Below are 12,771 nucleotides of genomic sequence, written 5' to 3' on the forward strand. Positions count from 1 at the left end.
GGCGTGGCAGGAACCGAGGAGCCACCCATGTCCCACCCGTCGCGGGCGGCCGCCGATGGCACCGGCCGGCTGGCCGCCACGGTCGACCGGCTCCGCCGCGAGGTCCGGCAGGCCCAGGCCACCGCCGACGGCCGGGCCCTGCTCGAGCTGGCCAAGGGCGTGCTGGTGGAACGGCTGCGCTGCGGCCCGGCCGAGGCCGGTCGCCAGCTGAGCAGACTGGCCGAGGAGGCCGGGCTGTCCCGGCTGGAGCTGGCCGCCGACGTGGTCAACCAGGCCGCCCAGGACGAGGTCGCGCTGGTCACCGCCGAACTGCTGGACGAGTCCGGGCAGACCCGCTCGCCGCACTCGGTCGCGGTCGCGCTGCGCACCGCGGAGAGCGGAGCCTCCGCGGGGCAGGACACCCAGGCGGTGGCCGAGTCGCTGCTGGCGCACGCGCTGACCCCGCTGGGTGCGACCGCGGTCGCGGTGTGGGCCGCGGGCATCGACGGCTCGCTCACCCTGGCCGGGGCGGCCGGGTTCGCCGCGGGGGAGGCCGAACGCTGGCGCTACGTGCCGCCCAGCGTGCTCACCGCGGCCCGCCGCGCGCTGGCCGAGCGCCGCTCGCTGTGGCTGCCGTCGCTGGCCGGTGCGGGGATTCCGTCGGTGGGCCAACGGGAACTGGCCGAGGGCGGGCGGGCCGTGGTGCCTGCCGACGCCGGCGGCCGCATCCTCGGGGTGCTGGAGATCTGCTGGCCCCGGCCCCTGGAACCGCAGCCCAGGGCGATCCTGCGGCAGGTGGAGGCGCTGGCCGAGCTGTGCGCGCGCACCCTGGAGACCCAGCCCGCGCCCGGGCCCCGTGCCGGCGGCGAGCAGGCGCTGGCCGAGCTGGTCGAGGTGGCCGACGGACTGCCTGACGCGGCCATGGTGCTGCTGCCGCACCTGGACGCCGAGGGCCGCCTCGCCGACTTCCGCCTGCACCACCTCAACCGGCGCTTCACCGACCTGCGCGGTCGCCCGCGCAGCGCGGTGGAGGGCGCGCTGCTGCTGGAGGCCTACCCGACCTCCGTCGGCCAGAGCGGCCTGTTCGACAAGGTGGCCAGGGTGCACGCCACCGGCGAGTCCTTCCGGGCCGAGCGGATGGTGCTGACCACGCTCGTCGACCAGGTGGCGCTGCCGGTGCTGGTCGATGTCAGCATCAGCAGGCTCGGCGGGTGCGTGCTGATGGTGTGGCGGTTCGAGGACCGGCACAGCCGGTTGGCCGCGGTGCTGCAGCACGCCCAGCGGCTGGGCCGCATCGGCGGTTTCGAGGAGCACACCACGACCGGCCGGATCACCTGGAACGAGCAGCTGTTCGAGCTGCACGGCCTGGCCCCCACGGACGAACCGGTTGGCCTGCAACAACTCCCGGCGCACGCCCACCCCGACGACGCGGTCGCCCTCGGCCGGTTCCTGCGCACCCTGCTGCACCACCAGCGCCCGGCCGAGGTGGCCTTCCGGCTGCGCCGGCCGGACGGGGTGACCAGGCACATCCGGGTGGTCGCCGAACCGGTGCCGGATGAGTCCGGCCGCCTGCTCGCGGTGCGCGGGGCCTACCAGGACGTCTCCGCCCAGCACTGGACCGAGGTGGCCCTGGCCGCCACCCGTGACGAGCTGGCGCACAGCAGGTTGCAGGCCGCCGAGCGCAACCGGCTGGCGCTGCAGCTCCAGCACGCGATCATGCCACCGGCGCAGGCGCCGCTGGACGCCTTCGACCTCCAGGTGGCCGTGCGCTACCGGCCTGCGGAGGAGGAGCACCTGGTCGGCGGTGACTGGTACGACGCGGCGGTGCTGCCCAACAAGCAGATCCTGCTGTGCGTGGGTGACATCGCCGGGCACGGGATCACCGCGGCCACCGGCATGGTCGCCCTGCGCAACGCCCTGCGCGGCCTGGCCGCCACCGGCGCCGGTCCCGCCCAGCTGCTCGCCTGGCTCAACGTGGTCACCCGGCACCTGACCGACCACGTGATCGCCACCGCGGTGTGCGGGATCTACGACCCGCTCTCGCGCGTGCTGCGCTGGGCCCGCGCCGGTCACCTGCCGCCGGTGCTGCTCCGCGACGGACGGGCGGCCACGCTGCCGCTGATCGACGGCATCCTGCTCGGCGCGATCGACGAGGCCGACTACACCGAGGACGAGGTGCAACTGGCCTCCGGCGACACGATCCTGCTATATACCGACGGGCTGATCGAGCGCAAGGACAACGACCTCGACGACTCGCTGCGGCACCTGGAGCGGATCACCGAAGAGGCCACCGGCGACCTGAACGAGCTGCTGGACCACCTGCTGCTGGCCAGCAACGCCGACACCGACGACGACACCTGCCTGATCGGAGTGCGACTGTGGTGAACCAGCGCGCCACCGGGCGCGGGTCCGGGCTCGTGCGCCACCCTCGTGGCCTCGGCCCGCACGACCACGTCTGCTGGACCTACCGCGAGCCCGCGGAGTTCCGGCGGCAAGCCGGGGAGTTCCTCACCGAGGGCCTGGCACTGGGCCAGCGGGTGCGCCTGGTGGGCAACGGCAGCACGGCGGAGCTGACCGAGACCCTGCGCGAGCTGGGGCTGCCGCCGGAGGACCCCGCGGTGGAGGTGGTCCCGGTGCGGGAGGGCTACCCCGGCCTGGTCGTGGACCCGCACGCACAGGTCCGCGCCTGCGCCGAGGCCACCGAGCTGGCGCTGGCCGAGGGCTTCCGCGGGCTGCGGGTGGCCACCGAGGCCACCGAACTGGTGCGCGGCGACGAGGCGCTGACCGCGTTCCTGCGCTACGAGCACCTCATCGACCGCTACATGGTGGACAAGCCGTTCGCCGCCCTGTGCGCCTACGACCGCACCCGGCTGAGCGAGCAGCACCTGACGCGGCTGGCCGCGGTGCACCCGATCACCAACTCCGCGCTGCCCGGCTTCCACCTGCACGCCACCGACGCGGACGGCTGCGCCGCCGTGCTCAGCGGCGAGCTCGACCTGACCACCGAGGACACCCTCGCCGAACTGCTGCGGCGGGTGCCGCTGCAGCGCGGCGCCGACGAGCTGGTCCTCAACGCCGAGGAGCTGACCTTCATCGACCACCGCAGCCTGCTCCTGCTCACCCAGCACGCCGGCGACACGGGCGCCCGCCTGGTCCTGCGCACCGCGCAACCGGTCGTGCGCCAGGTCGCGGCCCTGCTGGAGCTGCCCAACCTGAAGGTCGAGGACGCGGCATGAGGACCGACCCCTTCATCCATCCCGCGGTGTTCTACCAGGACGACCAGGAGTACCTGGCCACGCTCGTCCCGTTCCTCACCGAGGGCCTGGACCGCGGTCTGCCGGTGGCCGCCGCCGTGCCAGGCGAGCGGCTGAACCTGTTGCGGGAAGGCCTGGGCGCGGCCGCCAGGGACGTCCGGCTGCTGGACATGTCCGAGGCAGGCCGCAACCCGGGGCGGATCATCCCCCGGGTGCTCAGCGAGTTCGCCGACAGCCACGCCGGCAAGCACGTCCGGATCATCGGCGAGCCGATCTGGGCCGGTCGCAGTGAGGCCGAGTACCCGGCCTGCGCCCAGCACGAGGCGCTGATCAACGCGGCCTTCACCGGCCGGGACCTGACCATCCTGTGTCCCTACGACACCTCCCGGCTCACGGCCGAGGTGCTCGAGGACGCCAGGGCCACCCACCCGACGGTGTGGGAGTCCGGTCTGCCCGCCCCGTGCGCGGACTACGCCCCCGAGGACGTGATCAGCCGCTACAACCAGCCGCTGCCCGAACCCGAGGGCGCCGCGGTACTGGTGGTGACCGCGGTCGCGCAGCTGCGGGCCGGTCGCCGCTTCGCCACCGAGCGGGCCCGGTCGCTGGGCCTGGCCGCCGAGCGGGTGCCCGAGCTGGAGCTCATCGTCACCGAACTGCTCACCAACAGCCTGCGGCACGCCGACGGCACCTGCCGCCTGGCCCTGTGGCCCGCCGACGGCCACCTGGTGTGCCAGGCCAGCGACGGCGGCCACCTGAGCGACCCGCTGGCCGGCCGACGGCCACCGGACCCGGCCAAGCACTCCGGCCGCGGCCTGTGGCTGATCAACGACCTGGCCGACCTGGTCCGCCTGCACACCGGCCCCGGTGGCACCACCCTGCGCGTCCTGCTCCGCCTGACTGGCCGCTGAGGTCTGACCGAGTCCCTGCCTTGGTCAGACCAGCAGCAACACCATGACCAGCACCGAACCCGCCGTGGCCAGCGCGAAGCGGGCGACGACCGCCAAGGGCAACCAGGCGGGGTAAGCCCGCCGCGCCGCCTCCACCATCGAGCCCACGTCCAGACCGCGCACCGCCGGATCGCCGGACTTCCGGAAGCCCGCCTCGACGTAGCGGGTCGTCCAGATCTCGCCCGGCATGACGATCAGGCCGAGCACCAGGATGACCGGCTGCGCGACCCAGCTCAGCGTCCGGCCCAGGTCCGCACCGGCGAGGTTGAGCGCGCCCAGCGCCGCGAAGGCCAAGCCGATCGAGGCCGCGAGCACCAGGCTGGCCGCGCTCGCACTGAAGTCGATCCCGCGCCCGGCCAGCACCGAGGCCAGGAAGCCCTGCCGGACCACCTCGGCCTCGGCCGCCCGCTGCGCCGCCGTTCCCCGGCGCGCGCCCGCGATCGGGACCAGCCAGAATGTCACAGCCAGCAGCGACTGCACGACCGACACCACTGCCAACGCTGTCATCGCATCCCCCATGGTGAACTTGCACATTGTTCAAGTCAGACCATAGGTGCGGAGTTGAACAAAGTGCAAGAGCGGTGGGCGGATCTTGTGTTCGCGTTGCGAATAACGGCGAGCGGCGACGTGCTCCGCCAGGGACCCGAACCCCGGACCCGCTGATTAAGGGTCAGCGGACTGGCGTGTCTTCGACCCCACCCTCGGCCTGCGCGCCGACCCCATGCGCGCGCCCACCGAACTTCCCGACACCGGCCAGGCCATCCTCACCCGTGGCCTGCTCGCGCAGCGACTGCTGGTCTGCGCGGAGCTCGCCGCCCGGCACACCGACCCCGGCCACACCGTGCGGGCACTGTGCGCGGCACGAGCGGTGATCGAGGAAAGCGTCCGCAAGTCCGCCACCGGCCGCACCGCCGACCAGGAGTGGGCGCACTTCCGCAACCTGCTCAATCGCTCCTCGGATCAGGCGAGTCGTCTGATGGCCACGGTGATCGAACTCCGTGACGCGCTGCCCGTCGTCCACGGCCCCCACCTGTCCAGCCCCGCGGAGTTGGCGCGGCTGATTGCGGACAAGCTCACCACCACAGGGGTGCGCGGCGCTGTTTCCCGGCCCACCGCCGCCAAGGTGCTGGCCGCCGTCGCCCACATCGCCCGCGCGGTGCGCGCGCTGGGCACATCGGTGCCCAACCAGCGCAGGCCCCTGCTGTCTGAGTTGTTCGCCGCTCTGCGCGACGACGTCGCCGCATACGCCGCCGCGGAGCGGGAGCGGCTCGTGGCCGCGGCCCGGTTAGCGTGAGGTGGTTCAGCACAGCACTGGGCCACCGCCGACTTCCGGGGACACCGTGGCCATCTCGACGTACGGCGTCCCCTCGGCCTGCCTGTCCCACTCGCACACCGTGACCCGCAACGTGGTGCACGGTCGCCCATTTGTCACGCCGCCGGGAACGGCGCCGCAAGAACAGGTGCAGTGCCTCCGCACGCTGACGATCGAACTGTCCGGGGAGCAGATGGGTCGGTCGTGCCAGACCAGAGTCCCAGTGGTCCGCAACGTCCATGCCGCCGTCTCGGCCCGCTCACCGTCGTCGGGTGCCCGGAGCTAGCGCAGGATGTCCTCTGGTGTTGCCTGAGCCGCGGTGTGTGGTGAGTGGTTCGCGCGTTCGGGCACCAGTTCCCGTAGCCGAGTTGTGGGTAGCAGGCCCAGGTCGGCTTGCAGGAGGCGGCTGAACCGGTCGAAGGTGCGGATGGCCTCGGACTGGTTGCCCTCGGCGAGGTGCACGCGGATGAGGGCGGCCTGGGCGCTTTCCCGGAGTGGGTCAGCTCTGATGACCGCGGCGGCCGCCGCGGTCGCATCACCGAACCGGCTTGCCTGGACCAGGCCGTTGACCACGGCCTCCAGGGCGTGCAGGCGGAGCTGGCGCCAGTCCTCGGCTTCCAGCAGAACCCATTCGTCGTACCAGAGCGGCAGGAGTTCCAGGGAAAGGGTGGCGATCGCGGTGGCGCCGAGGTCGATCGCCTCGGGTGGACCTGTGCGGAGCAGCCGGTGGGCCAGCGCCTGGGCGTCGTGCAGGTCGACCGTGACGCCTCGGGTGAGCTCAAGGCTGCCCGGGGTGGTGCGCAGTGTCCTGCGGCTGACCCGGTCCATGCGGCTCAGGGCCGAACGCAGGGCTGCGTAGGCATGTCCCTCCGACGAGGCGGGCCACAGGGAACCGGCTACCAGTAGCCGCCCGACCACCCGTGAGCGTGTGGCCACGAACGCGAGAAGGCGCTCGGCTCCGCCGGGAACGGGCAGGACTTCGTCACCGGATCGCAGCTCGAACCCGCCGAGGAGCCCGACCCGCACGCCGGCCCCACGTGCGGTGAGCCCGGTCCGCGCCCTCGCCGGGGCGGGGGCGGTCATGGTGTGCGGGCCGGTGTTGCCTGGAGAGCTGAGGAGGTGAACAAGGACTTCCTCTCACTGCGTTCGGCACGGGGCCACACCGGGAGAGACGGCGAGAAGACCTTCCGGCCGGATTCTTCGATTACCATCGTACGGCACGGCACAAACACGCATTAGAGGGTCGTTCCGCACGCGGAAATGGCCCGATCCCCTGGTGGGGTCCGGGCCATCGATGTGTTTATCGTGCCTCTGGCGAACAGGACATCCGGAGATGCCCGTTGTCCTACGACTCGCAGCTGCTGCGGATGTCCGGGGGTACGCCCACGGGGCCACAGGAATCGGTGTTGTTACCGCCGTTGAGCGTGTCCTGGGCGAAGTCGGTGCCCGGCCCGCTCAGGGTGTCGTTGCCCGCGGAGCCGTTGAGCGTGTCCGTGCCCAGATCGCCGTGGAGTGAGTCGTCGCCGACGCCGCCGGTGAGGGTGTCGTCGCCGTCACCACCGCGGATGGTGTCGTTGTAGACGGTGCCGGTGATGGTGTCGTTGCCACCGTTGCCGTTGATCGTTTTAGCGGGGTTGGCGCTGGTGCAGTCGATGGTGTCGTTGCCGCCGGAGCCGGTCACGGTCGTGTCGGTCTGCGTCACGCCCGGTCCGATGGTGCAGTTGACGGCGGCGGAAGCGGAGCCGACTCCGAGGAATCCGCTCGCGGCCAGGGCCCCGGCGAAGGCAAGGGCGCACAGGTTTCGATTTCGCATCTCATTCTCCTTGTTCGTGGTGACTTGTATGTCTGTATCGTGTTCTGGTCGGCGTCACCGCCGCGTGACGCTGCCCATTCCGGCTAATCCCGCCCGTTCGCATTTAGGGGGGAGCGAGTTGCACCGTTCGGTCGAACACGTGTGCGGGTCTGGATGGCTAGGTAGATCGACAGCAACCGCGGCCGCCCAGTTGTGCCTGCCAGCGCCAGGTGTCCCATGTCAGCGGTAGTTGTCACCATGCAAGGACGGCATGGGAAGCCGGCGGGAGGTGTTGGTCTGTTCGGGTTGTCCGGTTTCGTTGCTCCACGACAGCGGGTGACCGGGGGTTCAGGATTGCGTGGTGCGAGGGTGGGTGCTCCTGATCGGGTTCGGTGTGCTGGCCCTGGCCGTGGGCGGCGTGATGCTGGTGGTCGGGCTGGACACCGCGGACAAGCTCGGCAGCGTGGTGGGCGCATTGGCGGGCATGATCGGCCTGGGCCTGGCTGTTTACGGTGTCGTCGCAGCGCGTGCCAAACCCGCCGGTAAACCGGAGTTACCGCCGCCGTCGGAGGTGAGCAACACCGTCTCGGGCGCGGAGACGGTCTCCAGGGTGGTGCAGGCTGGCTCGGTCGGCGGGGACGCGGTAGTCGGTGAGCACAACGTGACCGGGTCGAACTTGGCTGTGGCGGGACCGGGTGGGCTGGCGATCGGGGTGCTCGGCGCGCTGGCCGTAGCCTCCGGGGTGTCTGCGGAGCCGTTGCCGCCGCCGCGGGTGGAGTTGTGCCTGGGACGGGATGAGCAGATCACCGCCGTGACCGCCGCGTGGCTGGCCGGGCGGTGGGCGGTCGTGGTGGGTGGCCCGGGTATCGGGAAGTCGACGCTGCTGGGCCGCGCCCTGGGCTCGGAGGCGGTGGCGGCGGCCTTCACCGAGCGGCGCTACGTGGTCTCCTGCGAAGGCGCGGCCACGGCGGGCGCGGTCATCGACAAGACCGCCTCGTCCCTGGGCGTGGAGCTGGGTGATCACCTGCGTAACCGGGTGCTGTCGCTCCTGAGGGCCGGGCCGGGTGTGCTGGTGCTGGACAACTTCGAGACCCTCGCCGACGCCGATCCCGCCGGTGCTGCCGAACTGCTCTCCACGCTGCGGGCGTTGCCCGGGTTGGTGGTGGGAATCGGCGCGCGGGGCTCGACGGTCCCGGCCGGGGTGGGTGTGGACGAGGTGCGGTTGGGGCCGTTGGCACCGGCGGCGGCGGTGGAGGTGTTCCTGGCTGTCGCGGGCCAGCGGCACCACACCGATCCGGCGCTGGCGGCGTTGGTGGCCGGCTTGGACGGGGTGCCGCTGGCAATCGTGCTGATGGCCAGCCTGGCCCACCAGGAGTCGAACTTGGACACCTTGGCCGCGGCGTGGCGGGCCAAACGCACCGACCTGCTGCAGCACGGTGTGCGTCCGGATCGCACGTCCAGCCTGCCGGTCTCGATCGAGCTGTCCTGGGATCGCCTCAGTCCTGAGGGGAAGACCGCGCTGTCGCTGGCTGCGCTGTTGCCCGATGGCTGGCCCCGCGGCCGCTCCACCCTGTACCTGCCGGACACGTTGGCTGCGGGTGTGCTCGAACTCAGCGGCCAGGCGCTGCTGCACGATGACGAGCACCGTCAACGCTGCCTGACGCCACTCCGTCAGCACATCCTCACCCACCACCCGCCTGCCCCTGCACAACTGCGACCGCTGGTAGGGCCTGTCCGCGCACTCACCCGGCGCGCCGCCCAAATCGGCAAAGCGGACGGGGCCGCGGCGGCAGCGGACACGGTCCCGGAGTTCACCAACCTCGTCGAGATCCTGCACACAGCCCTGCCCCACCTTCCCGAGGTCTCCGCGGCGGTGCCCGACCTGCTGGTATTCCAGCGATTCACCGGGCTGGGCGACCACCAGCTCGGAGTGCAGGCGCTGTCTCACACCGTCGCACCGCCTATCCGCGGGGCGCTCCTCCGTGCCCTCGCCTTGCTGTACTTCCGCCGCGGGGACAACGGCACGTCTCGGGAGCTATTCGACCAGGCATTGCCGCTGTTCCGGAGGGTCGGGGATGTGCTGGGTGAAGCCCACTGCCTGCTCAACCTCGGCAACGTTGAGTTTTGCGAGTTCGACAGCGAGCGGGCGCGGGAGTTGTTCAACCAGGCGTTGCCGCTGTACCGGCGGATCGCGGATGTGCTGGGTGAGGCCAATTGCCTGCGCCGCCTCGGCGAAGTCGAGTTTCGCGAGTCTGACAACGAGCGGGCGCGGGAGCTGTTCGACCAAGCTTTGCCGCTATACCAGCGAATTCAGGACCGGTACTCGCAAGCCGTCACCCACGCGCATCTGGTCCGAGTCCTGGACGGGGCCAGCCACATCGAGCACCGCAACGCGATGGAACGACTCGCTACAGAGCTGAACCTGCCGGGTTTCCACGAGAGACTTCGGCGCCTGGCTGGTCTCTGACAGGTCTCGCCCACCACCTATCGCTGAAGCTCGGCATGACAGCTCCCATGCTCTGGGTGCGACTGCGCACACGGTGTGCAGGAGCGCAGATTCGGGGCGGTGGGTCAGCCTCGGCGGCCTGGCCGACCCCGAACTACCTCGCCGGGGCGGATCGGTTCGACGAGGAGATCAGGGTGGGTGAGGAGTCTGTCGGGCTGTACCGGACGTTGTCGGCGGACGATCTCGTGCACCGCACCGCCGCTGTACTGATCCACCTGGGCCAGGCCATCGCCATGAAGGCGGAGACGAATCCCAAGTCGGCTGACTACGCGACGCAGGCGTTGGACATCATTCGCCCGCTCGCGGCGCGTAACGACAAGTACAAGCCGCAGCTGAGTGAGTGGATTCTGTACCCCGCCATCGACTTCCTGGTGAGCACCGGCCAGAAGCCCAGGGCGATCCAGCTCGCACAGGAGGCGGTCGACATCTTCACCGCGCTGAACCAGTCCGATCCCCACACCTACGGTCCGAGGTTGGCCTTGGCGAAGCAACGGCTGGCGCAACTCCAGCAGTAGCGCTGCCGACACGGAGGCGAGCCGGACGGCGATCTCGCCGCCCTGGCTCACCTCCTGGGGCGGGCTGCATGCGGTCGAGGGTCACCCGCACGGCGAGTAGCTCGGCCAGAAGTTCCAGTCCGAAGTGGACACTGAACGGAGGCTGCGCCCGCGCGGTGCTGCCCACCGTGCCCAGATCGCCTCGTCGACGAGCGGACCGGGCTGCAGGACCTGGGCTGAGCAGCCTGCTCAGGACGTGGTGACGCGCCCGGCTGCCCGTAGCCGGAGGCACACCGCGAGGCCGCCTCCGGGGGCTGGGGCCAGCGACACGCTGCCCGCGTCATCGGCCACCAGTTGGCGGACGATGGCCAGGCCGAGGCCGGAGCCGCCGCGGCCGGTGTGGCCCTGGCCGCGCCAGAACCGGTCGAAGGCGCGCTGTCGTTCCTGTTCGGACAGTCCCGGTCCCTGGTCGAGGATCTCGATGGTGACCCGGTCGTCCTGGGCACTGGCGCGCAGGGTGATCACACCCTCGGGTGGGGAGACCTCGACGGCGTTGGACAGCACGTTGTCCAGCACCTGTTCCAGGTGGCCGGGGCTGGACAGCACGTGCAGGTCCTCCTTCGGCAGTTCGGCGGACAGGCGCACCCGTCGTTCGGCCGCCACCGGGGACCACAGTTCGAGCCGGTCGGCCACGACCTCGGCCAGTGCCACGGGTTCGGGGGTGGTGACCGTGCCCTCGGCCCGGGCCAGCGCGAGCAGACCGTTGACCAGCCTGCTCATCCGCACCACCTCGGCGGTGGCGGTGTCCACGTCCTCGCGGGTGAGCTCGTCGGTGACCTCCTCGCCGATGTTGTCCAGGGACAGCCGCAGCGCGGTCAGTGGGGTGCGGAGCTGGTGGGAGGCGTCGGCGACGAAGGCGCGCTGGGCGTCGACCAGGGTGCCCAGGCGCTGGGCGCCGGAGTTGAGGGTGCGGGCCAGGGCGCGGGTTTCCGGTGGACCCGTCTCGGTGGAGCGGGCGGTGAGGTCGCCGTCGCTGAAGCGGGCGGCCATCGCGGTCAGCTCGCGCAGCGGGCGGGTCAGCCTGCGGGCGAAGAGCACCCCGGCCGCGGCGGCCACGATCAGCACGCCGATGGCGAGTGCGGCGCGGAAACCCCAGATCTGCCACAGCCGCCGGTTGAGGGGCTCCTCCGGGTAGCTGAAGCGCACCGCGCCCGCGACCGTCCCATCTGGACGGTGGGCTGGGACGGTGAGGACCAGGGCGTCGGCGTCGAGCACGGGGGAGTGGGTCCAGCGGGTGGTGCCGGCGCCGCGGGCTTCCGGCGAGTCGGCGGGCAGCAGTTCGATCCGGCCGGGGGTCTGCTGCTGGTAGGCGCGCACCAGTCGGTCCAGTGCCTGCCGGGAGGGTTCGTCCGAGCTGGCCATCAGCAGGGCCACGGTGTCGGCCTCGCGGCGGACGGACAGCTCCAGGTCGCCCTCCAACTGGTCGGTCAGGGTGAAGGCGACCGGGACGGTGAAGGCGGCGAGGGCCACCGCGACCAGCAGCACGTAGCTGGCCACCAGCTGGCGGATCATGGGGTGACCACCAGCCGGAAGCCGACGCCGCGCACGGTCTCGATGGTGAAGGCGCCGGGGAACTTCCGGCGCAGCGAGCCGATGTGCACGTCCAGGGTCTTGGTGGGGCCGAACCAGTTGGCGTCCCACACCGCTTCCATGATCTGTTCCCTGGTGAACACCGCGCCCGGCTCCTCGGTGAGGAAGGCCAGCAGGTCGAACTCCTTGGGCGTCAGCAGCACCTCGGCTTCGTCCATGAAGGACCGTCGGCCGCGGCGGTCGAGGCTGAGCCGCCCGTAGCGGTCCGGGTGCGCCGCTGCCGGTTGCTCGGCGGGACGGACCCGGCGCAGCACGGCGCGCATCCGGGCGATCACCTCGCGCACGCCGAAGGGTTTGGTGACGTAGTCGTCCGCGCCGATCTCCAGGCCGACCACCCGGTCCACCTCGTCGCTGCGCGCGCTGATCACGATGATCGGCACGTCGCCGCGGGCCCGCAGCTCCCGGCAGACGTCCAGCCCGTCGGTGTCCGGCAGGCCGAGGTCGAGCAGCACCAGCTCCGCCTCGGCCGCGGCCAGCGCGGCCGCGCCGGTGCGCACCCAGTCGACCTCGAAGCCGTAGCGGCGCAGGCCGCGGCGCAGCGACTCGGCGATCGGTTCGTCGTCCTCAACCAGCAGCACTCGCACGCGCGCATCGTCGCACGCCGGGCGCGTGAACGCGGGCCGGCTCTCGGCGTGGCAGGGCCGGAATTCGACGGGAATTCGACCACGCATTCGACATTCATTGTCCGCGATATGTGGTTTCCCTTAATCTCCAATGCATTCCCCCTTTGAGTGGAGTGGCTCATGAGTCCCGTTGACCGCCGGTCATTCCTGCGTGCCTCCGCACTGGCCGCCGCGAGCCCGGTGCTGCTGCCCCCGGCCGCGGCCGCCGCGCCCG

11 protein-coding genes are annotated in these 12,771 nt (G+C 71.5%); 6 read left to right on the plus strand and 5 right to left on the minus strand.

Features of this window, described 5'->3' with window-relative positions:
• Positions 1-27 precede the first annotated feature (27 nt).
• The 3 genes from N8J89_RS16925 to N8J89_RS16935 are packed head-to-tail and all read left to right on the plus strand — an operon-like array spanning position 28 to position 4,141.
• Entirely contained in the window at positions 28-2,364 is a 2,337-nt protein-coding gene (locus N8J89_RS16925; protein WP_283665313.1) for a SpoIIE family protein phosphatase, read from the plus strand.
• Between the two features lie 32 nt (positions 2,365-2,396).
• Positions 2,397-3,215, plus strand: coding sequence for an MEDS and STAS domain-containing protein (locus N8J89_RS16930; RefSeq protein ID WP_283665314.1), 819 nt, complete (start codon positions 2,397-2,399; stop codon positions 3,213-3,215).
• Entirely contained in the window at positions 3,212-4,141 is a 930-nt protein-coding gene (locus N8J89_RS16935) for an anti-sigma factor RsbA family regulatory protein (protein ID WP_283665315.1), read from the plus strand. The genes N8J89_RS16930 and N8J89_RS16935 overlap by 4 nt, the downstream gene beginning before the upstream one ends.
• 24 nt (positions 4,142-4,165) lie before the next feature.
• Here the strand turns inward: N8J89_RS16935 and N8J89_RS16940 are convergent, their stop codons facing one another.
• Positions 4,166-4,687: a hypothetical protein gene (locus N8J89_RS16940; protein WP_283665316.1), complete on the minus strand. Its 522-nt coding sequence runs from the start codon at positions 4,685-4,687 to the stop codon at positions 4,166-4,168.
• A gap of 214 nt (positions 4,688-4,901) precedes the next feature.
• On the opposite strand from N8J89_RS16940, the gene N8J89_RS16945 reads away from it, so the two are divergent.
• Positions 4,902-5,474 (plus strand): hypothetical protein, encoded by a 573-nt coding sequence (locus tag N8J89_RS16945; protein WP_283665317.1) that lies wholly within the window; start codon positions 4,902-4,904, stop codon positions 5,472-5,474.
• A 300-nt stretch (positions 5,475-5,774) separates the two neighbouring features.
• On the opposite strand, the gene N8J89_RS16950 is transcribed toward N8J89_RS16945, so the two are convergent.
• The gene (locus N8J89_RS16950) at positions 5,775-6,320 is read right to left on the minus strand and encodes an AfsR/SARP family transcriptional regulator (protein WP_283665318.1); all 546 of its coding nucleotides are present in this window, start codon (positions 6,318-6,320) and stop codon (positions 5,775-5,777) included.
• A 517-nt stretch (positions 6,321-6,837) separates the two neighbouring features.
• Positions 6,838-7,305: a calcium-binding protein gene (locus N8J89_RS16955; protein WP_283665319.1), complete on the minus strand. Its 468-nt coding sequence runs from the start codon at positions 7,303-7,305 to the stop codon at positions 6,838-6,840.
• Positions 7,306-7,657: 352 nt separating this feature from the next.
• On the opposite strand from N8J89_RS16955, the gene N8J89_RS16960 reads away from it, so the two are divergent.
• Positions 7,658-9,751: a tetratricopeptide repeat protein gene (locus tag N8J89_RS16960; RefSeq protein ID WP_283665320.1), complete on the plus strand. Its 2,094-nt coding sequence runs from the start codon at positions 7,658-7,660 to the stop codon at positions 9,749-9,751.
• 173 nt (positions 9,752-9,924) lie between these two features.
• Positions 9,925-10,305, plus strand: coding sequence for a hypothetical protein (locus N8J89_RS16965; RefSeq protein ID WP_283665321.1), 381 nt, complete (start codon positions 9,925-9,927; stop codon positions 10,303-10,305).
• A 228-nt stretch (positions 10,306-10,533) separates the two neighbouring features.
• Here N8J89_RS16965 and N8J89_RS16970 read toward each other — a convergent pair whose 3' ends face one another.
• The gene (locus tag N8J89_RS16970; RefSeq protein WP_283665322.1) at positions 10,534-11,856 is read right to left on the minus strand and encodes a sensor histidine kinase; all 1,323 of its coding nucleotides are present in this window, start codon (positions 11,854-11,856) and stop codon (positions 10,534-10,536) included.
• Positions 11,853-12,518 carry a response regulator transcription factor gene (locus tag N8J89_RS16975; protein WP_283665323.1) on the minus strand — a complete coding sequence of 222 codons (666 nt, stop codon included), beginning with the start codon at positions 12,516-12,518 and terminating at the stop codon, positions 11,853-11,855. Before N8J89_RS16975 ends, N8J89_RS16970 begins: the two co-directional genes overlap by 4 nt.
• Positions 12,519-12,771: the final 253 nt, after the last annotated feature.

Origin of the sequence: Crossiella sp. CA-258035 (genome assembly GCF_030064675.1) — a bacterium.
Taxonomy (GTDB): domain Bacteria; phylum Actinomycetota; class Actinomycetes; order Mycobacteriales; family Pseudonocardiaceae; genus Crossiella.

Excerpts from the sequence above, each read along its gene's own strand:
- N8J89_RS16970 (WP_283665322.1), bottom strand. The coding sequence starts at position 11,856 with ATGATCCGCCAGCTGGTGGCCAGCTACGTGCTGCTGGTCGCGGTGGCC.
- N8J89_RS16935 (WP_283665315.1), top strand. The coding sequence starts at position 3,212 with ATGAGGACCGACCCCTTCATCCATCCCGCGGTGTTCTACCAGGACGAC.
- N8J89_RS16950 (WP_283665318.1), bottom strand. The coding sequence starts at position 6,320 with ATGGACCGGGTCAGCCGCAGGACACTGCGCACCACCCCGGGCAGCCTT.
- N8J89_RS16925 (WP_283665313.1), top strand. The coding sequence starts at position 28 with ATGTCCCACCCGTCGCGGGCGGCCGCCGATGGCACCGGCCGGCTGGCC.
- N8J89_RS16945 (WP_283665317.1), top strand. The coding sequence starts at position 4,902 with ATGCGCGCGCCCACCGAACTTCCCGACACCGGCCAGGCCATCCTCACC.
- N8J89_RS16940 (WP_283665316.1), bottom strand. The coding sequence starts at position 4,687 with ATGACAGCGTTGGCAGTGGTGTCGGTCGTGCAGTCGCTGCTGGCTGTG.
- N8J89_RS16955 (WP_283665319.1), bottom strand. The coding sequence starts at position 7,305 with ATGCGAAATCGAAACCTGTGCGCCCTTGCCTTCGCCGGGGCCCTGGCC.